19 protein-coding genes are annotated in these 21,256 nt (G+C 66.2%); 13 read left to right on the plus strand and 6 right to left on the minus strand.

All coding sequences use genetic code 11. The annotated features are described in order from the left end of the window. The 7 genes from G6N24_RS21630 to G6N24_RS21660 are packed head-to-tail and all read left to right on the plus strand — an operon-like array spanning position 1 to position 5,531. Positions 1 to 777 carry a lysophospholipid acyltransferase family protein gene (locus G6N24_RS21630; protein WP_085162711.1) on the plus strand — a complete coding sequence of 259 codons (777 nt, stop codon included), beginning with the start codon at positions 1 to 3 and terminating at the stop codon, positions 775 to 777. Positions 778 to 784: 7 nt separating this feature from the next. Next, positions 785 to 1,540, plus strand: a complete 756-nt coding sequence (locus G6N24_RS21635; protein WP_085162712.1) for a lysophospholipid acyltransferase family protein — start codon at positions 785 to 787, stop codon at positions 1,538 to 1,540. A 30-nt stretch (positions 1,541 to 1,570) separates the two neighbouring features. After that, positions 1,571 to 2,359, plus strand: coding sequence for a lysophospholipid acyltransferase family protein (locus G6N24_RS21640; protein ID WP_085162713.1), 789 nt, complete (start codon positions 1,571 to 1,573; stop codon positions 2,357 to 2,359). Between the two features lie 41 nt (positions 2,360 to 2,400). Continuing rightward, on the plus strand, positions 2,401 to 3,228 hold the full coding sequence (locus G6N24_RS21645) for an HAD family hydrolase (RefSeq protein WP_139822612.1): 828 nt from the start codon (positions 2,401 to 2,403) through the stop codon (positions 3,226 to 3,228). Positions 3,229 to 3,265: 37 nt separating this feature from the next. Further along, on the plus strand, positions 3,266 to 3,883 hold the full coding sequence (locus tag G6N24_RS21650) for a hypothetical protein (RefSeq protein ID WP_232070635.1): 618 nt from the start codon (positions 3,266 to 3,268) through the stop codon (positions 3,881 to 3,883). Further along, positions 3,880 to 5,046, plus strand: coding sequence for a glutathionylspermidine synthase family protein (locus tag G6N24_RS21655; protein WP_085162715.1), 1,167 nt, complete (start codon positions 3,880 to 3,882; stop codon positions 5,044 to 5,046). The genes G6N24_RS21650 and G6N24_RS21655 overlap by 4 nt, the downstream gene beginning before the upstream one ends. Before the next feature lie 29 nt (positions 5,047 to 5,075). Continuing rightward, positions 5,076 to 5,531 carry a DUF350 domain-containing protein gene (locus tag G6N24_RS21660; RefSeq protein ID WP_085162716.1) on the plus strand — a complete coding sequence of 152 codons (456 nt, stop codon included), beginning with the start codon at positions 5,076 to 5,078 and terminating at the stop codon, positions 5,529 to 5,531. Between the two features lie 240 nt (positions 5,532 to 5,771). Here the strand turns inward: G6N24_RS21660 and G6N24_RS21665 are convergent, their stop codons facing one another. Beyond that, positions 5,772 to 6,395 carry a hypothetical protein gene (locus G6N24_RS21665; protein ID WP_085162717.1) on the minus strand — a complete coding sequence of 208 codons (624 nt, stop codon included), beginning with the start codon at positions 6,393 to 6,395 and terminating at the stop codon, positions 5,772 to 5,774. Positions 6,396 to 6,405: 10 nt separating this feature from the next. Then, a complete protein-coding gene (locus G6N24_RS21670; protein WP_139822609.1) occupies positions 6,406 to 7,377 on the minus strand; it encodes a hypothetical protein in 972 nt (323 codons plus the stop codon). 452 nt (positions 7,378 to 7,829) lie between these two features. Here G6N24_RS21670 and G6N24_RS21675 point away from each other — a divergent pair, with 452 nt between their 5' ends. Then, positions 7,830 to 8,516 carry a class I SAM-dependent methyltransferase gene (locus tag G6N24_RS21675; RefSeq protein WP_085162719.1) on the plus strand — a complete coding sequence of 229 codons (687 nt, stop codon included), beginning with the start codon at positions 7,830 to 7,832 and terminating at the stop codon, positions 8,514 to 8,516. Here the strand turns inward: G6N24_RS21675 and G6N24_RS21680 are convergent. The 4 genes from G6N24_RS21680 to G6N24_RS25150 all read right to left on the minus strand — a co-directional run bounded on the left by G6N24_RS21680 (position 8,508) and on the right by G6N24_RS25150 (position 14,415). After that, positions 8,508 to 9,701, minus strand: coding sequence for an MFS transporter (locus tag G6N24_RS21680; RefSeq protein WP_085162720.1), 1,194 nt, complete (start codon positions 9,699 to 9,701; stop codon positions 8,508 to 8,510). The genes G6N24_RS21675 and G6N24_RS21680 overlap by 9 nt on opposite strands. Then, on the minus strand, positions 9,698 to 11,620 hold the full coding sequence (locus tag G6N24_RS25145) for a spermine/spermidine synthase domain-containing protein (RefSeq protein ID WP_085162721.1): 1,923 nt from the start codon (positions 11,618 to 11,620) through the stop codon (positions 9,698 to 9,700). Before G6N24_RS25145 ends, G6N24_RS21680 begins: the two co-directional genes overlap by 4 nt. 21 nt (positions 11,621 to 11,641) lie before the next feature. After that, positions 11,642 to 13,285, minus strand: coding sequence for an LGFP repeat-containing protein (locus tag G6N24_RS21695; protein WP_179963451.1), 1,644 nt, complete (start codon positions 13,283 to 13,285; stop codon positions 11,642 to 11,644). Positions 13,286 to 13,455: 170 nt separating this feature from the next. After that, on the minus strand, positions 13,456 to 14,415 hold the full coding sequence (locus G6N24_RS25150; protein WP_232070636.1) for a hypothetical protein: 960 nt from the start codon (positions 14,413 to 14,415) through the stop codon (positions 13,456 to 13,458). Between the two features lie 265 nt (positions 14,416 to 14,680). On the opposite strand from G6N24_RS25150, the gene glf reads away from it, so the two are divergent. The 5 genes from glf to aftB are packed head-to-tail and all read left to right on the plus strand — an operon-like array spanning position 14,681 to position 21,202. Then, positions 14,681 to 15,880, plus strand: coding sequence for a UDP-galactopyranose mutase (gene glf / locus G6N24_RS21710; RefSeq protein WP_085162724.1), 1,200 nt, complete (start codon positions 14,681 to 14,683; stop codon positions 15,878 to 15,880). Next, on the plus strand, positions 15,877 to 17,769 hold the full coding sequence (locus tag G6N24_RS21715; RefSeq protein ID WP_085162725.1) for a glycosyltransferase: 1,893 nt from the start codon (positions 15,877 to 15,879) through the stop codon (positions 17,767 to 17,769). Before glf ends, G6N24_RS21715 begins: the two co-directional genes overlap by 4 nt. Beyond that, positions 17,762 to 18,304, plus strand: coding sequence for a phosphatase PAP2 family protein (locus G6N24_RS21720; protein WP_085162726.1), 543 nt, complete (start codon positions 17,762 to 17,764; stop codon positions 18,302 to 18,304). The genes G6N24_RS21715 and G6N24_RS21720 overlap by 8 nt, the downstream gene beginning before the upstream one ends. Further along, positions 18,301 to 19,218: a decaprenyl-phosphate phosphoribosyltransferase gene (locus G6N24_RS21725; protein ID WP_085162727.1), complete on the plus strand. Its 918-nt coding sequence runs from the start codon at positions 18,301 to 18,303 to the stop codon at positions 19,216 to 19,218. The genes G6N24_RS21720 and G6N24_RS21725 overlap by 4 nt, the downstream gene beginning before the upstream one ends. Next, on the plus strand, positions 19,205 to 21,202 hold the full coding sequence (aftB, locus tag G6N24_RS21730) for a terminal beta-(1->2)-arabinofuranosyltransferase (protein WP_269151263.1): 1,998 nt from the start codon (positions 19,205 to 19,207) through the stop codon (positions 21,200 to 21,202). The genes G6N24_RS21725 and aftB overlap by 14 nt, the downstream gene beginning before the upstream one ends. Positions 21,203 to 21,256 lie beyond the last annotated feature (54 nt).

Below are 21,256 nucleotides of genomic sequence, written 5' to 3' on the forward strand. Positions count from 1 at the left end.
GTGGAACCTGTATACGGGACTGTCATTCAGCTTGCCCGCTTGATGTGGCGCATACAGGGGCTGAAGCTCACCGTCATCGGGGTGGAAAACCTGCCTACCAGCGGGGGCGCCGTCATCGCCATCAACCACACCGGCTATCTCGACTTCACGTTCGCGGGTTTGCCCGCCTACAAACAGGGGCTTGGGCGCAGGGTGCGCTTCATGGCCAAGCAGGAGGTCTTCGACCACAAGATCACCGGTCCGATCATGCGCAGCCTGCGCCACATCCCGGTGGACCGGCAAGACGGGGCCGCTTCCTACGAAGCAGCGGTCCGGATGCTCAAAGACGGCGAATTCGTTGGCGTCTACCCCGAAGCGACGATCAGCCGTAGCTTCGAGATCAAGGAATTCAAGACGGGGGCCGCCCGGATGGCGGTCGAGGCAGGGGTGCCGATCGTTCCGCACATCGTCTGGGGTGCGCAGCGGATCTGGACCAAAGACCACCCCAAGAAACTATTTCGCCCAAAGGTTCCGATCACGATCCTGGTCGGGGAACCGATCGAGCCGACGTTGGCCACCGCCGAGCTGAACGGCCTGCTGCACTCGCGGATGCAGCATCTGCTGGAACGCGCACAGGAACAGTACGGGCCCCATCCGGCCGGTGAGTTCTGGGTGCCACACCGCCTGGGCGGTGGCGCGCCGTCACTCGCGGAGGCGGCCCGCTTGGACGCCGAGGAGGCGGAGATAAGGGCGGCGCGCCGGGCTCAGCGGGCCGGTCCTGCCGGGGTGTCGGAGTAGGGACCCGATGGCGGAGCCAACCTATCGCACCCTCGAGATCCTGGCACAGTTGATCGTCCTGGCAACCGGAAGCCGGATCACCTACCTCGGCGAGGAAAACGTCCCCGAGCGCGGTGGCGCCGTGATCGCCATCAACCACACCAGCTACGTCGACTGGCTACCGGCCGCGTTGGCGATGAAGCGCCGGCGCCGCCGGATGAGGTTCATGATCAAGGCCGAGATGCAGCGGGTGAGGGTGGTCAACTTTTTGATCAAACGCACCCGGACCATCCCGGTGGACCGGGGCGCCGGCGCCGGCGCCTATGCCGTGGCCGTGCAACGGTTGCGCGAAGGCGAGCTGGTCGGGGTCTACCCGGAGGCCACGATCAGCCGCAGCTTCGAGCTCAAGGAGTTCAAGACGGGGGCCGCCCGGATGGCGCGCGAAGCCGAAGTTCCCATCGTGCCCGTGATCGTTTGGGGTGCTCAACGGATCTGGACCAAGGACCATCCGAGGCAATTGGGCCGCAAGAAGGTGCCGATCACGGTGGCGGTCGGCACGCCCATGCGCGCCGCCGATGACATCTCGGCGACTGAGGCGGGGCTGCGCGCGTCGATGACGACGTTGCTGCGTCGCGCCCAGCAGGACTATCCCCATCCGGCCGGAGCGTACTGGGTGCCGCGCCGGCTCGGCGGGGGCGCCCCGACGATGGAAGAGGCGGCTCGGATGGAGGCGGCCGAGCTGGCGGCCAGGGCCGCCAGCCGTATCCCGCATCAGACGCGGTAGTGGTGGCCTCCGGGGAAAGGAGTGAGGGACATGGCCGAACCGTTTTTTCGGATGATGGAGCTGCTTGTTCCGACGATCGTTGCGGCGAATGGAAACAAGATCACGTTCCACGGCCTGCAGAACATTCCCGAGCGCGGCGGCGCGGTGATCGCCCTCAATCACACCAGCTATGTGGACTGGATTCCCGCGTCGATCGCCGCGTACGAGCGCCGACGGCGGCTGCGCTTCATGATCAAGGCCGAAATGCAGGAGGTCAGAGCGGTTAACTATGTGATCAAGCACGCCCAGCTGATACCGGTGGACCGCAGCGACGGGGCCGACGCCTACGCGGTGGCGGTGCAGCGGCTGCGGGAGGGCGAGCTCATCGGGCTGCATCCCGAGGCCACCATCAGCCGCAGTTACGAACTGCGGCAATTCAAATCCGGGGCGGCCCGGATGGCGCTGGAGGCGCAGGTGCCGATCGTTCCCCTGATCGTTTGGGGCGCACAGCGGATTTGGCCCAAAGGTCATCCGAAGAAACTGTTCCGTAACAAGGTGCCGATCACCGTGGCCGCCGGCCCGGCGCTGCCGCCGCGGGGAAACGCCGAGCAGCTCAATTCGGCGCTGCGCCAAGCGATGAATTCGTTGCTCTACCGGGTGCAGGAGGAGTATCCGCATCCGCAGGGGGAGCACTGGGTGCCGCGCCGGCTGGGTGGCACCGCGCCGAGCCCGGATGAGTCCAGGGCGATCTGGTTGGCTGAATTGGCCGAGCGGAGAAAGAAATACGGGCACGACGGGGTGACGCGGCGACCCGGGCGCACCCAAAGCGGATCACGCTGACGACGGCCGCCAACTGCGAAAGGCGAACCGCCTCAGTGACAATTCAGCCCCCTCTTCCTACAGGGCCGGCGCTCATCGCCTGTGACGTCGACGGTACCTTGTTCGACGACGACGAAAAGGTCACCCCGCGCACCCGTGACGCCGTGCGCGCCGCGGTCGCTGCGGGTGCGCACTTCATTCTGGCCACCGGCCGCCCGCCGCGCTGGATTCGGCCGGTCGTCGAGGCACTCGGGTTCGCGCCGATGGCGGTGTGCGCGAACGGGGCCGTCATCTACGACCCCGAGACCGACCGGGTGGTGTCGGCCCACACGCTGGCGGTCGACGTCTTGGAGCAGTTGGCGGAGATCGCGATGCGGGTCATCCCGGGTGTCGGGTTGGCCGTCGAACGGATCGGCGACCGCGCGCACGACACGGCGACCCCGCAGTTCATCAGCTCGCCCGGCTACGAGCACGCGTGGCTCAACCCGGACAACACCGAGGTGTCGTTCGAAGACCTGCTCAGCGCGCCGGCGATCAAGCTGCTGATCCGCAAGGCCGGTGCCGCAAGCGCGGACATGGCCGCCGAGTTGGCCAAGCATGTGGGGATCGAGGGCGATATCACCTACTCCACCAACAACGGACTGGTGGAGATTGTGCCGATGGGCATCAGCAAGGCCACCGGGGTGCACGAGGTCGCCCGGCCGCTGGGGATCGCCAACGCAGAGATGGTGGCATTCGGCGACATGCCCAACGACGTGCCGATGCTGCTGCAGGCCGGTCTTGGCGTGGCGATGGGTAACGCGCATCCCGACGCGCTGGCCGCCGCCAACGAGGTCACCGCCCCCAACACCGACGACGGCGTCGCGCGGGTGCTGGAACGGTGGTTGTAGCTGTGGCTGGACCGGCAGTGTGGGACACTGCGCGCTGATGGCATCGGAGGAAGACAACGCGGGGCCGGGTCAGCAACCCGAGGGCGTGGAACCGTCGCCGCCGGCCGACGAGTCGGAACACGACGAACCCGGCGAGTACCCATCCGGCGGCAGCATCGAATACCAGGATGCGGAGACGACGCGACCGCGCCCTCCGACGCCCGCCGAGTTACGCGCGCGGGAAAAGTTCACCAAGAAGCAGCGGGAGATCGAGCAGGCGCGACTGGAGGCCGAAGCCAAGCGGCGTCGGCAGCAACGTGTGTTGATGGGCGCCGCGGCCGCCGTCGGGGTGGTGGGTGTCGTTGCCGCCCTGGGGTACTGGGCGCTGTCGTCGCCCACCGTCACCGCTCAATGCGTGCAGGACGACCCCAACGGTCAGCCCATGATCGTCCCCGACAGCTACTGCACCGGTCACACCCCGGGCCTCAGCGGCTTCTTTTTCTACGGCGGACATCAATACCGGTACTACTACGGCAGCTCGGGGTCGGTAGGTTCGCGGCCGATCGGCGGAACGACGGTCGCGCCCAAGGGAGCGACGATCACCACGAAGTCGGGCACCACCATTCAGCGCGGCGGCCTTGGCGGCAAGCTCGGCGGCAAGGGTGGTGGCTCGTGAGGCGCTGCCGGGCAGCGCCCCGGCCGAAATGGCGATCGATCGTCGAATCGCAAGGGCTGGTGTACGGAACGCCGGCACGTGACGCGCGCGGCGCGGACCGGCCGTACTGGGATGAGTCGGTCTACTACGAATTCGAGATGGACGAGATCCTGGCACTGGAAGCCGACGTCGAACTGCTGCATTCGATGTGCCTGAACGCCGTCGAGCAGGTGATCCTGATGGAGCGGTATGCGGATTTCGGTCTGCCGGAATGGAGTTGGCAGCCGATTGCCGAATCATGGCGCCGCAGCGACCCACACGTCTACGGCCGCTTCGACTTACGTTATGACGGGCGCAGGCCGGCGGTGCTGCTCGAGTACAACGCCGACACGCCGACCACCCTGCTCGAAGCCGCGATCTTGCAGTGGTATTGGGTCAAAGACAAGTTCCCCGGTGACGACCAGTGGAACTCGCTGCACGAACAGCTGGTCGACCGCTGGAAGCAGCTACGGGATGTGTTGCCCGGCAACGAGTTGCACTTCACCTGGTCCGGTGTGGAAGCCACGGGTGAGGACCAGATCACGACGACCTACATGCAAGAGACCGCGGCGGAGGCGGGTTTTGCGACCATCGGCTTGATGATCGAGGACGTCGGTTGGGATGCCGCCCTGCAGCGGTTCGTCGACCTGGAAGAGGCCCAGATTCAGGCGATCTTCAAACTGCACCCCTGGGAGTGGGTGCTCGAGGACGAGTTCGGCCAACACGTGGTGGCGAGTCTGCCGCAGACGATGTGGATCGAGCCGCTGTGGAAGACCCTGCTGTCGAACAAGGCGATCCTGGCGGTGCTGTGGGAGATGTACCCGGGTCATCCCAACCTGCTGCCCGCATACATCGACGACCCGCACGAGCTCACCGAATACGTCCGCAAACCCAAGCTGGGCCGGGAAGGCGCGAACGTCACCATCGTTGGCGCCGGCTTCCAGACCGCCACCGGCGGCGTCTACGGCGAAGAGGGCTTCGTGTACCAATTACTGGACCCGCTGCCTCAATTCGACGACATGCGGCCGGCCTTGGGCGCCTGGATCGTCGGCGACTCGTCGGCCGGGCTCGGCATCCGGGAAACTGCCGGACTGGTGACCGACGACGGCGCGGCTTTCGTCCCGCACCGAATTGCTGCGAAATGACCTTTCACCAAGAACGGAGTTGATCATCGATGACGACAACCATCGCGGCGCTGCAGTCGGATTACTGGTATCGGCTCGGTCACGGGGTCGGCGCCGTCGTCTTGTACGCGATCCTCGGATTGGTGCTCATGATGATCGGGTTCTACGCCATCAACCTCACCACACCGGGACCACTGCGCGCGATGGTCAAGGCCGGAAAGCCCAATGCGATCGTGGTGGCTGCCGCCGGAATGGTCAGCATGGCACTCATTGTGGTGCTGGCGATCTACTCGTCGTCGGGAAAGCTGGTCGAAGGGCTGGTGGCTTCGGCGGTCTTTGGTCTGGTGGGGATCGCCGCGCAGGTGGTGATGATGCGGATCGCGACCTTGGTGCTCGGCATCGACATGGACGCGTTATTCCGGGCCGACGAGTTCAGCTACGAGTCACGCATCGTGGCCGCGGCTCAGTTCGCGCTGGGGATCGTGGTGGCAGTGGCGATTCTCTGAGCCTTGATGCCGACCCGGCTGCGCCGCGGGCGTGATTGCCTTGGCGAGCTGTTGGGGCAGGTAGTCGATCGGCAGCGGAGCCATCCCCGAGAAGGGCGCGCCGACGATCGTGACGTCGAATGGGCTGACAATGTGGTGTCTCTGGTTGCCGTAACGGGGTGGGGGAACAAGAATCCCGTCGAAGGGCAGGCGCAGCGCGATCAGTATTTCGGGCGGTAAAGGGTTTCGGAGACCCGTCGGCTAAGCGTCGGGAGCGACGTGTTCCTCAACGCTGGTCCAGCCCGCGACTGCGCGCTCCAGCCGGTAGGTTGCCGCCGCAACCTCCCGCTCGGGGGCGCTCGAATACCAGCCGGCCACGCTTTCGGCAGCGGGAAGCAGCAATTCCGTCGGCCCGCCGTGGCCCGTCATCAACTGCTCCCAGCCGTCGGCGTCCGTGGGCGAGGGGATCAGGCGCCACCGATCACCGGAACGCTGGGCATACCTATTGATCAGGTACTTGTCGCGGATTCGGGCCGCCCCCACCGAGTCGCCGCGAGACTGCGCCTCACCACCCAAGGCGGCCAGCAACACCACCACCGACATCATCCTCCGATACCCGTCCAGCAGACCGAACCGGCGGACCGCGGCATTGGCCGGTGACAGGCGGTTGAGGAGGATGGGGCCAAGATCCAGTGGCGGTTCGAGGCACGCCTCCGCCCCAGTCACCCAATCGATTTCGAGTTCGGCGGCACGCACCGACAACCGCTGCCACAGCGACCGGGAGGTTTCATCGGGCAGCCAACGGGTCCGACGGGCGGGGTCTGCCACGAACTGACAATCGGTGGTGCCGAGCACCGACTGCAGGGCAAAGACGGTAGGCGTCATCGTGGACCGGTCACCCGGTGACCAGAGCGACCTCGGGACAGATGAAGTCGAAGTGGATGCCGTCGACCGGTCGGCCGAAGCCGACGTGGATGCCCTGGGCGCCCTCGTTCATCAACGAGTTGAGTGACCAGTCCGCTCCCGTTAGCACTTGGGCATTGGTGCCGATGGAGCACTCGGTGATGCGCAGACCGTAGTCGCGGGTCCACCGCGCGATGTCGTCCTTGATGTCGCGTCCATCGAGCCGACATTCGGCGAGCTGGTTGTCCCTGATATGAAGGTCCATACCGGTACGGGCGATCTGGTGACGGTGCTCAACCCACTCCGCCGGTTCGGGCCCGGCGCGCAACTCGGAGTCCCGTGACGCGATCATGCCGTTGGCCCGGCAGTGGCCATTGACCAGAAACGCGCTGTTCTCGTCCGCCCTGAGGTTCGCCAGCCCGATCTCGAAGAACGAGTGGGCGGACAGGCACTCCCCGGGTTTGATGATCGGGTCATCGAGGTGGATCAAACCGGCCCGGCCGCGGGATCGGACCGTCAAGTCGGTGCCGACTCCGGTGAACATGATGCGCCCGCCGGACGACTTGATGGCGGCGGCGATGTCAGCCTGGCGCTGCGTACAGACAAAGGGGTCGGAAGCTAGCAGGTGCTCGATGGTGTAGGCAACGGTGTGGGTGTCGCCGCTGTGTACCGATTGCACCACGTGGATCTTGCGGACCCCCGGCTGCGATTTGAGGGCCAGCCCGACCGTCTCGGGGGTGGCGCTGACGGCGACCACGGCGCCCGCGGTGACCGACATGACCTCGGCAAGCGGGATAGCGGAAACACCGGAGCTGTTCAACCAGTCGACCAAGTCAGGGATATCGACGGCGATCATGGGTGATTCCCCGCCAAAGATGCGGGCAATACGCTCCGTGTTGAGGAGCATCCCGCTGCCGCCGGCAGCTAACCCACGGGCGGCAGCGGGATTAAGCTCTACCGCCATTCCATCCAAACGGCTTCGGCGCTCTCGTCGGAGGTACGTGAGACGGTGACGTCGACGAATTCCTGCTCTTCCATTTTGTTCTCCTCACTATTAGCCGCGGCCTGGTGCCTGGCGCAGAGAGCACCATAGCAATCAACTTAGGTAGATATCGATGGTCAAATTGCACATGTATTCACAAGCAGCGACTACAAGCGCCGAACCAACGGAATTAAGGCCTACTAGCTAGCTAGTACCGCTCCGGCCAAACGCCTTCGGCGCTCTTGTCGGAGGTAGGCGAGACGTTGATGTCGACAAACTCGTTTTCGTTGTTCGTGAGGGGTGGTTTCCTTGCCGCGACCATGACCGGATGACACTGTGACCTGTAGATACTATCGATCAGTTGAACGTATTGCAAACGAAGGCGGCCGCGCACAATCACACCGACGGCAACGCGTTAATGCTAAGTTGCGCGGATGTCCCGAAAGGCCGAAGCGCCGGCTGGTGGTCGCCGATCTTTCGCGGGGCCGGACCGCTGGGACCTCGACGATCACGAGCGCGCCCTGCTGCGACGCTTCGACTTCAGCTGGACTCGGCTTCGGATCCTCGACCTGGGTGTGGGCACCGGTCGCACCTGGTTCGCGTTCGGGCGCCGCGCCGGCCGCTATGTCGGGGTGGAGGTGATCCCCGAACTGGCCCGGCGTGCGGTGCAACGCACGTGGGGCCGGGCGACGGTGCTGGTCGCCGACGCGGCCCAGTTACCCCTCGCCGACGGCGGTTTTGACCTGGTGTGTTTCCCGTTCAACGGGTTGGACTACGCGGATCCGCCTACCCGTACCCGGATTTTGGGCGAGGTGGCTCGGGTGCTGCGGCCGGGTGGAGCGTTCTACTTCACCACACATTCGCTTGACTGGCTGCTACGGCGAGCGCGTCCGGACCGCCGCCGCGAGCTGTCCGACGTCGAACGACAGCGGCTTGCTCATCTCGACCCCGGGGCGGACGGCATAGTGGTGTTGCACGATGACGCTGGAAACGGCACCTGCTACGTCACCCACGATTGGGAAGTCCACGAACTGCGTTCCATGGGGTTCGCGCTCAGTGACGTGCACGGAGATGACTCGCCGTCGGTGGCCTATTTGGCCGACTGGCCCGGATTACCCTGATCGACCCCACCGGCCGCTGACTTGCCGCCAAACGACCAGCAACAGGATCGCGATGAGAGCGGTCAAAATGGTTGCGATGATCGCGATGATCGGCACCGCCACGAAGTCGGCGGCCAGTCCCCACACACCGCTGCCGACGGCGAGCGGTATCGAGAAGATGAGCGCGTAGGTAGAGACGCGCTTATCCCGCACCGACTCGTGGACCGACGATTGGATCTCGGCGTTGATCAGCGTGCCAATCGACGAGACCCCGAAGCCGAACGAGACCATCAACAGCGCGGCGCCCGCCACGGTGCGCAACACCGCCGCCAAGACCGCGCAGGCCAGCATCAGCGCCAGGGTCGCCGACACCAGCATGCGGACGCCGGCACCGTGCGCCGCCGCCTTTGTCGTGACGAACTGCAGGACACTTCCCGCTCCGTACAATGCGGACAGCATGCCCACGTGCGCGACGCCGCCGTCGACGCCCTCCACGGCGAGCACCGGCGTCACTGCGATGATCGGAGCCAGCATCAGCTGCAAGGCGGCCAACAGTCCGAATAGCAGCCGGACTCGGTGATTGACCGCCACCACCGCTTCGGATGTTTTGGCAGGGGTCGCCGGCTGGTCCGGCGCTGGGAGGCCGTCAGATCTCGGGAACGTCAGCGCCAGCAGGCCACCGGTAGCAAAGGCGACGGCGATCAGCAAGGTCGTCGGTTTCAGGCCCAGCACGTGGGCCAACAGGCCACCACCGGCCGTTCCGCTAAGGACAGCAACGACGCGGAAGGACTCATAGGTCCCGATCTGTCCATGTAACTCATTACCGTCACGACCGCGGCGCAGCTGCGCGAACCAGGCCGGGTAGTTCACACCGGTTCCCACGCCGATCACGACGACGAGGAGCAGCAGCCAGACGTAGTCGTTCAACGCGGTCAACAGCCCGACCGCCGCCGTGACCGTCGCAGATATCAGCCCATTCACCACGATCGAGGTGCGGGCCGCCAGCAGTTGGTGGCGGATCGTCAACCAAGAGGAAGCAGCCGCGAACGCCAAGGTGTAGCCGGTGTCCAGGAGCCCGGTGAGGAATGCCGAATTATTGATGACGAAGACGGCGTATCCCCAGACGACCGCGATCGCTGCATTACCCGCCGAAAACAGTCCGCGGGCCAGCGTCAGCCGAGCAAGACCGACCGCCCCGTTGCTCACGAGCTATCCCGCAGCGACTTGGGCGGGACCGTGGACGCGATCAACGAGTCGGCGTCGATGGTGCGCGGTCTGTAGGACAGTGTCGGTAGTCGAGCCGACATCATCGCGACCGGGGCTTCACAAACGGCACCCGACAGGCCCGACAGAAACGCCCATTCGTGCTCGTCGCTGCCGAAATAGACGACGGTGTCGAAGGTTTCGTGAAAGCGCCGCCAAGATCGGCGCAGCGATTCGTTGCGCCACAGTGCCGGGCAGCCGGCCTGGCCGACGACGACCTGACCGATGTTGCGACACCTTTCGAGAAAGTCGGCGTCGTAGAGCCGGTTGTGCTGTGCGGGCCCGGTTCGCTCGTCGGGAAGGTCGACCACGACGATGTCGTATGACGCGGTGCAGCGGTCCACGAACTCCCAGCCGTCGCCGTAGTGCACGGTGATCGGGCCGAGTCCTCGTTCCGCCCTGAGTAATTCGTCGAAAGTGTAGCCGTAGGGCAGATGCTCGGCGCACAGCCGCACCGCTTCGCGATCGATGTCGACGTGATCGATGTGGGTTGCCCCGGCGGATGCCGCCAGCTGGCTCACCACCCCCTCGCCGGAGCCGATGACGAGCACACGATCGATGTTTTCCGCCAGCAACAGCGCCGGCACCAACAGCGCCTCATGATAGACGAGCTGGCTGAACTCGGTGCTCTGGCGTTCGGAGTCGCTGAACAACGCGATGCCCTGTTCCGTTCGTCCGATCACCACATGCTGGAATCCGGTACGCACGTCGCAGAGGACCTCGGAGAGGCGCCAATTTCGAGTGAGTCCGCGCGACAGCGACTCCGTGATCTCCGCGCTTTTCCTCGCATCTGCCCCTTCGAAATACGTTGGCAAAAGCGGGAATCCATTGAACGTCGACGCGTAGCTCACGGTATACGCGCCGGCGTCGTCGATCTCGACGCGATCGCCGGGACGCAGCGTCACCGCAAGCGGATACCGTTGGTAGAGCACATCGTCTCCGTCGCACGTCGGCCCCGCCACGACGGCGTCATCAACCGGGTCGCCGTCGCGGTTGGTCCGCAACCGGTAGCGGATGCACTCGTTCTCCGTTTCGGCCAGACCGCTGTAGCGACCGATGTCGAGGTATACCCAGCGGCGGCCATCGGTACCGATCCGCACCGATACCACCTCGGAGCTGACTGTGCCCGCGGTGGCCACGAGCGCCCGCCCGGGTTCCAGCACCAGTTGCGGCGGATTCGCGCCGAAATAGCGTGTCAGCGCGGAACGGATGACCTCGGCGACAGCCTCGAGTTCCGGCGCTGCGGCGGCATACTCGATCGGAAAGCCGCCTCCGGCGTTGACGGTGACGAGGTCGCCCAGCGCGTCGAAGATCGATGCAGCACAACGGATTCCGAGCTCCCACGCGGTCGGGTCGAGCTGTTGTGAGCCGACATGAAAGCACAGCCCCTCCGGACGCAATCCGAGCCGTCGGGCGCGATTCAGCAGCCCGGCGGCCTCGTCCGGACGGCAGCCGAACTTGTGGCCGAACGGCGTCACCGACGACGGAAACGCCGGCGCTACACGACATTCCACGCTTGCGCCCACAGCGTGCTCCGCGATCGTCGTCATACCCTGCTCGGTGTCGAATGTGAACCGCCGCACTCCGCGCGAACGCGCCTGCGCCACCCACGACGGCTTCTGGATGGTATTTCCGAACGTCATGAGGTGGCCGTCGATGCCGGCGGCTTCGCACACGTCGATCTCGCCGATCGAGGCGATATCGAACGCGGCCCCCTCGGCGGCGAGCAGGCGCAGGATCGGTTCGGCGGGATTCGCTTTGACGGCGTAGCGGATCCGCGCGTCGGGCAAGGCGGCCTGCAGCCTCTGGAAGTTGCGACGCACCCGAGCGAGATCGATCGTCAGATACGGTGTCTCGGGCACACGCGGCAGCGTAATCCGGTCTTAGTTGGGCGGGTGCGTCGGGAGCGAGAAGTGTTCGGGTGGAACATTCGGGCCGCTAGGGGCTTGCGCCGACAACGGCACCGAGATCCCGTCGACGACCTCGGTGACGGCGCCGGTGAGCCGCTCGAAGTTCAGGGTTCCATGCGCGAAGTTCTGCGTGATCCGCAGCGGCTCCTGGATCTCGGCGCTCGTCGGCAGCCCTAGCGGACCGCGTTCGTAGCTCAGCGACGCCCAGGCATCGTAGATCGCGCCGGTGACCGGCTCGGCGCCGGTGGCGGGCGACCAGTACATCGCGCCCTTGGCGAACGTCGCGTACCGGGCCCCGCCCTCCGCGTCCGACTCCGGCGACGTGGGCGCGCCGAGCACGCTGTTCATCCCGCCGATCGCCTGCCAGCGCTCATAGATCGCGCCACCCTCGAGCGCCTTGATCAGCTCCTCGGGTGGATCGTTGAAATGCGAGGCGATGTCTCGAATCTCGTCCATCAGCGCGTAGGCGGCGTTGCCCGGGCAGTCGGTGTTTCCGACGTCGCGGTGGGTGAAGATGGTGGGCAATGTCGCCGTGACGCCGGCCGCAATGGTGGTGTAGTGGCTGCCCGCTGACTCCAGTCCCACCGTGCCCTTGGGATCCACGCTGTCCATGCCCAGCCGCCATCCGAGCAGCCGGCCGACGGTACGAATCTGGATCGGAGTGGGCGGCACGTCGTCGAAGTTGCCGATCATGGCCACGCCCCAGGTGTCACGGTTGAATCCCCCGGTGTGGAACCCTTCGACCGCTTTGGTAAGCCCGCCCGCCGCGCCCTCGAACACCTGGCCGTACTTGTCCACTAGCGCGTTATATGCGATGTCGCACCAGCCCAGGGTCTTGCTGTGGTAGGTGTAGATGGCCTTGACGATCCCGGCGGATTCCAGCGGCGAGTAGTCGTTGCTGCCCGCGGTGTGATGGATCACGGCAGCGCGAACTGCGTTGTCGTACTGCGGCTTTCCGCATCGCAGCGACTCGTCGGCGCCCCATTCCGCACGGCTGATGATGCTCGGGGGCTGACCGGGCATGGTGACCCCGGAGGGCGGAGTCCACTGTGTTCCCGCCGGCGCCTGCGGCGGCGAGATGAGGATCGCGGAAATGTTCTGCCCGAACGGCTGTTCCCTGGTCGCTGGACGGTATCCCAATCCGCTCGGCGGCGATTCGCCCGGAGCCTGGGTCACCGGCGCAGTGATCGGGCGGGTGACCGCGATCTGGACGGTCGTGGTGGTGCCGACGAATACCGGATCGGTGCTGCGGGGACCGTCAATAGACCCAGCGGCGCCGGGCGGCCCCGCCCGGGGGGCGCCCGGCGCCGCGGTTTCGTATTCGGTCTCGTACCAGGGCCCCCACGAACCGTCCGGACGCTTGGCTCGAACGCGGGCGGACGTGCCGGCCAGGTCACCAGTCATCGCCACCAACGAGAACGGCGTGTCTTGGGTGAGTTCACGCAGGGTGACTCCGCCGCCAAGCCCGATCAGCGGCCGCTCGGCGAGTTGGGTGTCGTGCGGCGGCGGTGCCTCAGGGGCGCTCGCGGGCGGCCGGTTCGACAGCCACAAGACGATGACGACGGTGGCGGCGATAGCGGTGAGCAACGTCGTCGGCGCGCGGCTACGGGACGGCACCAGCCGATGTTACGTGTGTGTCTAATGTTTCTTATGAGGCGACACGGCACATAGCTGCGGAAACTCCGGGAAACCTGTCGGCGACACCGCAGAGGATCGGTTGCTGGATGGTGTGCCGGGGTCCGGCTGGACTCTGCGGCGCCGCCCGGGTGACAGGATCGCGAGGCTTTCTACACCGGCGGTGGTGTCGCTGCCGGGGCGAGAGCTGCCGGTGCGGCTGCTGCTGCCGCCGCCGGTGCGGGTATCGCGGGCGCCGCATCAGCCGGTATGGCCGCGGCCGGCGCACCGGCGGCCGGGGCGGCCGCGGCGCCGTTCTGGACGCCTTGCATGATCGCCGGCATGATCAGGCCCTTGATCAGGTCGATGGCCTGAGCGGCGCCCAACTGATTGGCGGCCTGCATCAAGTCGTTGACGAGCCCCCCGCCGCCACTGCCGCCTGTGCTGGCGGGGCTGGAAACAGGCATGCCGCCCAGTCCCGACGTATCGCCGAGGATCGGATACGTGCCGTCAGCACCGGGGTCCAATCCGATGGGCACCTCGTTGGGGCCGGCGCCGGTCGGGCTCAGGCCCGCCGGGCTGGTCAGGCCGGGCGTCACGCCGGCGGGACTGGTGAGCGCGGGGTTGGGGAGCGCAGGGTTGACGGCGGCGCCCTGGGTCGGGGTCAGCGCGGCACCCGGCGCCGCGAGCGACCCCGGCGTCGTGGGCGTCAGGCCCGGGCTGGGACTGGTGAGGCCCGGACTGGTGAGGCCCGGGTTGGTGAGGCCCGGGCTGGTGAGGCCCGGGTTGGTGGGATCAGGGTTGGTCAGGCCCGAGGTGCCCAAGCCCGGACTGGTCAACCCGGGGCTGCCCAGGCCCGGACTGCCTAGGCCGGGCGTCGTGGTGCCGGTCCCGGTCAGGGCGGGCACTGGCGGCAAGTTGATCCCGAACTGCGACAGCCCCTGGGACAGCGCGCCTATCAGCTCACTGGGCAGGTCGGCCACGTTGGCCGCCTGCTTGAACTCGTGGTGCTCAGGCGGATTGGTGCCGCTGGTCGATTCGTAGACAAGAAAATATGCGCAAGGACTCGCGACTGCCAGGGCGGCGACCGCGCTCATGGCTGTCGAAAGCTTGCGTCGGCGTCGGTTCGGCACGGAAGTCTCCTCAATTTGGATTATGTGTTGAGTGGCATGCACGGCATGAAACCCACACGGTCGATGGTACGAGTGGGATTAATGTGACTAGAGTGGTGATATCGAATCGTGAGGCAATCGCGACGTGAGTGGTTCTGGTGTGTGACGTTCGACGGACGTGAACCACTGGAGAACCACCAGAGCCTTGAAGTACCTGGGAGAATCCGGACCTCCACGCGCCGCCAAGTCGGGTTTTGGCAGCAAGGTCAGATACCCTAGGCAACCGATGACCGCTCGTTTCGACCTCTTCGTCGTCGGCTCCGGATTCTTCGGCCTGACGATTGCCGAGCGCGTGGCTACCCAACTCGACAAGCGTGTCCTTGTCGTCGAGAGGCGCCCGCACATCGGCGGCAACGCCTACTCCGAACCCGAGCCGCAAACCGGCATCGAAGTCCACAAGTACGGCGCGCACCTGTTTCACACCTCCAACAAGAAGGTGTGGGATTACGTGCGGCAGTTCACCGACTTCACCGGTTACCAGCACCGGGTGTTCGCGATGCACAACGGGCAGGCCTACCAATTCCCGATGGGGCTGGGGCTGGTCTCGCAGTTCTTCGGCAGGTACTTCACTCCCGACGAAGCGCGCCAACTCATCGCCGAACAGGCCGCCGAGATCAAGACCGCCGACGCGCAGAACTTGGAGGAGAAGGCGATCTCGCTGATCGGCCGGCCGCTCTACGAGGCTTTCGTCAAGGGCTACACCGCCAAGCAGTGGCAGACCGACCCCAAGGAACTTCCCGCGGCCAATATCACCCGGCTGCCGGTGCGCTACACCTTCGACAACCGGTACTTCAGCGACACCTACGAGGGGCTGCCGGTCGACGGCTACACCGCGTGGCTACAGAACATGGCCGCCGACGACCGCATCGAGGTCAGGCTCGGCACCGACTGGTTCGACGTCCGCGACGAACTGCGCAATGACAGTCCGCAAGCCCCGGTGGTCTACACCGGCCCGTTGGACCGCTACTTCGACTATGCCGAGGGCCGGCTGGGCTGGCGCACTCTCGACTTCGAAGTAGAGGTGCTCGGGGACTGCGGTGATTTTCAAGGCACCCCGGTGATGAACTACAACGATCTCGACGTCCCGTACACGCGCATCCACGAGTTCCGCCACTTCCACCCCGAGCGCGATTACCCGACCGACAAGACGGTGATCATGCGGGAATACTCCCGGTTCGCCGAAGACGAGGACGAGCCCTACTATCCGATCAACACCGAGGCCGACCGCGCCCTGTTGACCGCCTATCGGGCCAGGGCGAAATCCGAGACCGCGTCAGCGAAGGTACTTTTCGGCGGACGCTTGGGCACCTACCAATATCTGGATATGCATATGGCCATCGCCAGCGCTTTGAACATGTACGAAAACGTCCTGGCGCCGCACCTGCGTGACGGTGTCCCGCTCGGTGACGAGGAAGCCTCGGCATGACTGCGGTGAGCCTGCTTTCCCGAATCATCCTGCCGCGGCCGGGTGAACCCCTCGACGTGCGCAAGCTGTACCTGGAGGAGTCGCCCACCAACTCCCGGCGCGCGCATGCGGTGAGCCGCACCACCCTGCGGATCGGTGCGGAGTCCGAGGTGTCGTTCGCCACGTATTTCAACGCCTTCCCGGCCAGCTACTGGCGCCGCTGGACGACCTGCGAGTCGGTGGTGTTACGCGCCGAGCTGACCGGTGCCGGACGAGTGGACGTCTACCGGACCAAGGCCACCGGGGCGCGCATCTTCGTCGAGGGCCGCGCGTTCACCGGCTGCGAGGATCAGCCTCAGGTGGTGGAGGTCGAGGTCGGGCTGCAACCGTTCGAGGACGGCGGCTGGATCTGGTTCGACATCACCACCGACACCAAGGTCACGCTGCTCAGCGGCGGTTGGTACGCCACCACCCCGGCGCCGGGAAGGGCCAACATCGCGGTAGGCATCCCGACGTTCAACCGCCCCGCCGACTGCGCCAACGCGCTGGCGGAGCTCACCGCGGACCCGCTGGTGGACGAGGTGATCGGCGCGGTGATCGTGCCCGATCAGGGCACCCGCAAGGTCCGCGATCATCCGGACTTCCCCGCCGCGGCCGCCCGGCTGGGCACTCGGCTCTCCGTCCACGACCAGCCCAACCTGGGCGGTTCCGGCGGCTACAGCCGGGTGATGTACGAGGCGCTGAAAAACACCGATTGCCAACAGATCCTGTTCATGGACGACGACATCCGCATCGAGCCCGACTCGATTCTGCGGGTGCTGGCCATGCACCGGTTCGCGAAGGCCCCGATGCTGGTGGGCGGTCAGATGCTCAACCTGCAGGAGCCGTCGCACCTGCACATCATGGGCGAGGTCGTGAACCGGTCGAACTTCATGTGGACGGCGGCGCCGCATGCCGAGTACGACCACGACTTCGCCGAATACCCACTGAACGACAACAACGACAGAAGCAAGCTCCTGCACCGGCGCATCGACGTCGACTACAACGGCTGGTGGACCTGCATGATCCCGCGGCAGGTCGCCGAGGAGCTGGGCCAGCCGCTGCCGCTGTTCATCAAATGGGACGACGCCGACTACGGGCTGCGCGCCGCCGAGCACGGTTACCCGACGGTCACGCTGCCCGGCGCGGCGATCTGGCACATGGCGTGGAGCGACAAGGACGACGCCATCGACTGGCAGGCCTACTTCCATCTGCGCAACCGGTTGGTGGTCGCGGCGCTGCACTGGGACGGTGACGTAACCGGGCTGGTCCGCAGCCACTTCAAGGCAACGTTGAAACACCTTGCCTGCCTGGAATATTCGACGGTGGCCATCCAGAACAAGGCGATCGACGACTTCCTCGCCGGCCCGGAGCACATCTTCTCGATCCTGGAATCGGCGCTGCCGGAGGTACACCGGATGCGCAAGGAATTCCCGGACGCGGTCGTGCTGCCCGCGGCCAGCGAGCTGCCGCCGCCGTTGCACAGGAACAAGGTGATGAAGCCACCGGTGAATCCGTTGTCCATCGGCTACCGGCTGGCCCGCGGAATATTGCACAACGCGACCGCCGCCGACCCGGCACACCACGTGCGCCCGGAGTTCAATGTGCCGACCCAGGACGCGCGCTGGTTCCGGTTGTGCACGGTCGACGGCGTCACCGTCACCACGGCGGATGGATGCGGCGTGGTGTATCGCCAGCGTGATCGGGCCAAGATGCTGTCGTTGCTGTTCAAGTCGCTGCGCCGCCAGCGGCAACTGGCTCGCCGGTTCGACGAGATGCGCAGGGTGTACCGCGACGCGTTGCCGGTGCTGTCCAGCAAGCAAAAGTGGGAGACCGCGTTGCTGCCCCACAACGAGCGTGAGCATGCCTGAACCCCCCCCTTTAGGGGCCCCACGTGGCGAAGTGGCCGCCATGGTGGCCGTTCAGTCGGCGCTGGCTGACCGCCCGGGTGTGCTCACCGCGGCGCGCGGACTTTCCCACTTCGGCGAACACAGCATCGGCTGGGTGGCCGTGTCGCTGCTGGGTGCGGTCCTGGCGCCGCGGCGGCGCCGGGATTGGGTGGTGGCCGGGGCCGGTTCCCTCGTCGCCCATGCGGCCGCTGTGCTGGTCAAGCGGCTGGTGCGGCGCCGGCGGCCGCAGCACCCGGCCATCGTGGTCAATGTCGGCACACCCAGCCAGCTGAGCTTCCCGTCGGCGCATGCCACATCGACCACGGCCGCGGCCATCTTGCTGGGCAGAGCCACCGGGCTGCGCAAAGGGATGACCGCCGCGGTGCTGGTGCCGCCGATGGCGCTGTCGCGAATACTGCTGGGCGTGCACTATCCCAGCGACGTGGCCGTCGGCATAGCCCTCGGCGCCGCCATCGCAGCCATCGCGGCCCGAGTCGACGGAGGTGTGACCGAATGAGTGAAGACCTGGAGGCTTCCGTGGCCGGACCTCCGGCGAACCTGGTCAGTGGCGTGGTCAGGGCAATGCGCCCGCGCCAATGGGTGAAGAACGTCTTGGTGCTGGCGGCGCCGCTGGCCGCGTTGGGCGGCCCGGTCCGCTACGACTACGCCGAGGTGCTGGCCAAGGTATCCCTGGCGTTCGTGGTGTTCTGCCTGGCGGCCTCGGCGATCTACTTGATCAACGACGTGCGCGACGTCGACGCCGACCGCGAGCACCCCACCAAGCGGTTCCGGCCGATCGCGGCGGGCGTCGTGCCCGAGTGGCTGGCCTATTCCCTGGCGGCCGGGCTGGGGGTCGCCGCGCTGGTGATCTCCTGGCAGCTGGCGCCGAACCTGGCACTGGTGATGGCCGTCTACATCGCCATGCAGCTGGGTTACTGCTTCGGCCTCAAACACCAAGCGGTGATGGACATCTGCATCGTGTCGTCGGCATATTTGCTCCGGGCCATCGCCGGGGGTGTGGCCACCAAAATCCCGCTGTCGCAGTGGTTTTTGCTGTTCGTGGCGTTCGGGTCGCTGTTCATGGTGGCGGGCAAGCGCTACGCCGAGCTGCAACTGGCCGAGCGCACCGGCGCCAAGATCCGTAAGGCGCTGGAAAGCTACACCAGCACCTATCTGCGGTTCGTCTGGACGTTGTCGGCCACCGCGGTGGTGGTGTGCTACGGACTGTGGGCGTTCGAGCGTGACCGCCATTCGGGACCCTGGTTCGCGGTGTCGATGGTCCCGTTCACCATCGCAATCCTGCGCTACGCGGTGGACGTCGATGGCGGGCTGGCGGGAGAGCCCGAAGACATCGCACTGCGTGACCGGGTGTTGCAGCTGCTGGCGCTCGCATGGATCGCGACGGTTGGTGCCGCGGTTGCCTTCGGCTAGCACCAAACTCGGAGCGCTCGCGGTCGGGGTGATGCCGACCCGGCGGCCCGCGGTGAGGCGGGTCAGCCGGCCGGTATTCCCCTACCACGCCACGGTCCGGGCTAGCCTGTGGATCAGCGTGGCGGTGGTCGCGGCGCTGTTCGCCTGGGGGAGCTGGCAGCGACGCTGGATCGCCGACGACGGGCTGATCGTGCTGCGCACCGTGCGCAATCTGTTGGCCGGCAACGGGCCGGTGTTCAACATGGGCGAGCGGGTGGAGGCGAACACCTCGACGGCGTGGACGTATCTGCTGTACGCGGGGAGCTGGGTCGGCGGGCCGATGCGCATGGAGTACGTAGCCCTGGCCATGGCCTTAACGCTCTCCGTGGTGGGTATGGGGCTGTTCATGTTGGGGACGGGCCGGTTGTATGCGCCCAGCCTGCGGGGCCGTCGCGCGATCATGCTGCCGGCCGGGGCGTTGGTGTACATCGCGGTGCCGCCGGCGCGCGACTTCGCCACGTCCGGGCTGGAAAGCGGGCTGGTGCTGGCCTATCTGGGGCTGTTGTGGTGGATGTTGGTCTGCTGGTCGCAGCCGTTGCGGCTGCGACCGGAGGGCCGGGTGTTCACCGGGACGCTGGCTTTCGTCGCCGGATGCAGTGTATTTGTCCGGCCCGAACTGGCGCTGACGGGCGGGCTCGCGCTGATCATGATGCTGGTCGCGGCCCGCAGCTGGCGCCGTCGCGTACTGATCGTGGCGGCCGGAGGCGCTCTGCCGCTGGCCTACCAGATCTTCCGGATGGGCTACTACGCGCTGCTGGTGCCCGGTACCGCCCTGGCCAAAGACGCCGCCGGCGACAAGTGGTCACAAGGCATGGTCTACCTGGCCAACTTCAACCGGCCGTATGCGCTTTGGGTGCCGTTGGTGCTGTTGGTGCCGCTGGGCCTGCTGTTGATGTTTGCACGGCGCCGGCCGTCGTTTTTGCGTCCTGTGGTAACGCCCGACTACGGCCGGGTGGCCCGGGCCGTGCAGAGCCCGCCGGCGGTCGTGGCCTTCATCCTCGTCAGCGGCCTGCTGCAGGGGGTGTATTGGATCCGGCAGGGCGGCGACTTCATGCACGGCCGGGTATTGCTGGCGGCGCTGCTTTGTTTGCTGGCTCCGGTGGCTGTCATTCCCGTGGTGGTGCCCGACGGAAAGGACTACTCGCGGGAGACCGGCTATTGGCTGGCCGGTGCGGTCAGCCTGTTGTGGCTGGGGGTCGCGGGTTGGTCGCTGTGGGCGGCGAATTCGCCGGGGATGGGTGACGACGCGACGCATGTGACCTATTCGGGGATCGTCGACGAGCGCCGCTTCTATGCACAGGCGACCGGGCACGCGCATCCGCTGACCGCCGCCGACTATCTCGATTACCCGAGGATGGCCGCCGTCCTCACCGCGATCAACAACACCCCGGAGGGGGCGTTGCTGCTGCCGTCTGGCAACTACAATCAATGGGACCTCGTGCCGATGCTCCAGCCGGCTCCGGGAACCGCAGCGGACGATAGGGCACCCCAAAAGCCGCAACACACTGTGTTCTTCACTAACCTCGGCATGCTGGGCATGAACGTCGGGCTCGATGTCAGGGTGATCGATCAGATTGGGCTGGCAAACCCACTCGCGCAACACACCGACCGGCTGCGGCATGGCCGGATCGGGCACGACAAGAACCTCTTCCCGGACTGGGTGGTCGCCGACGGGCCGTGGGTCAAGGTGTACCCGGGTATCCCTGGTTATCTCGACCAGCAATGGGTCGCCGAGGCGGTGGCGGCTCTGCAATGCCCGGCGACCCAGGCGGCGCTGAACTCGGTACGGGCGCCGATGAACCTGCACCGGTTCATCTCCAACGTGCTGCATTCCTACGAGTTCACCCAATACCGGATCGACCGCGTTCCGCTCTATGAACTCATCAGGTGCGGGCTCGAGGTGCCCGAGGGGGGCGGCCCCACTTCAGTCGGTCCGCACGACTGAGCGTTAGCCCGGATTTTTCGCGAAACTGTGCGTGACACGGTGTTGAGTTAGCGA

The organism is Mycobacterium lacus (assembly GCF_010731535.1).
Classification (GTDB): Bacteria; Actinomycetota; Actinomycetes; order Mycobacteriales; family Mycobacteriaceae; genus Mycobacterium; species Mycobacterium lacus.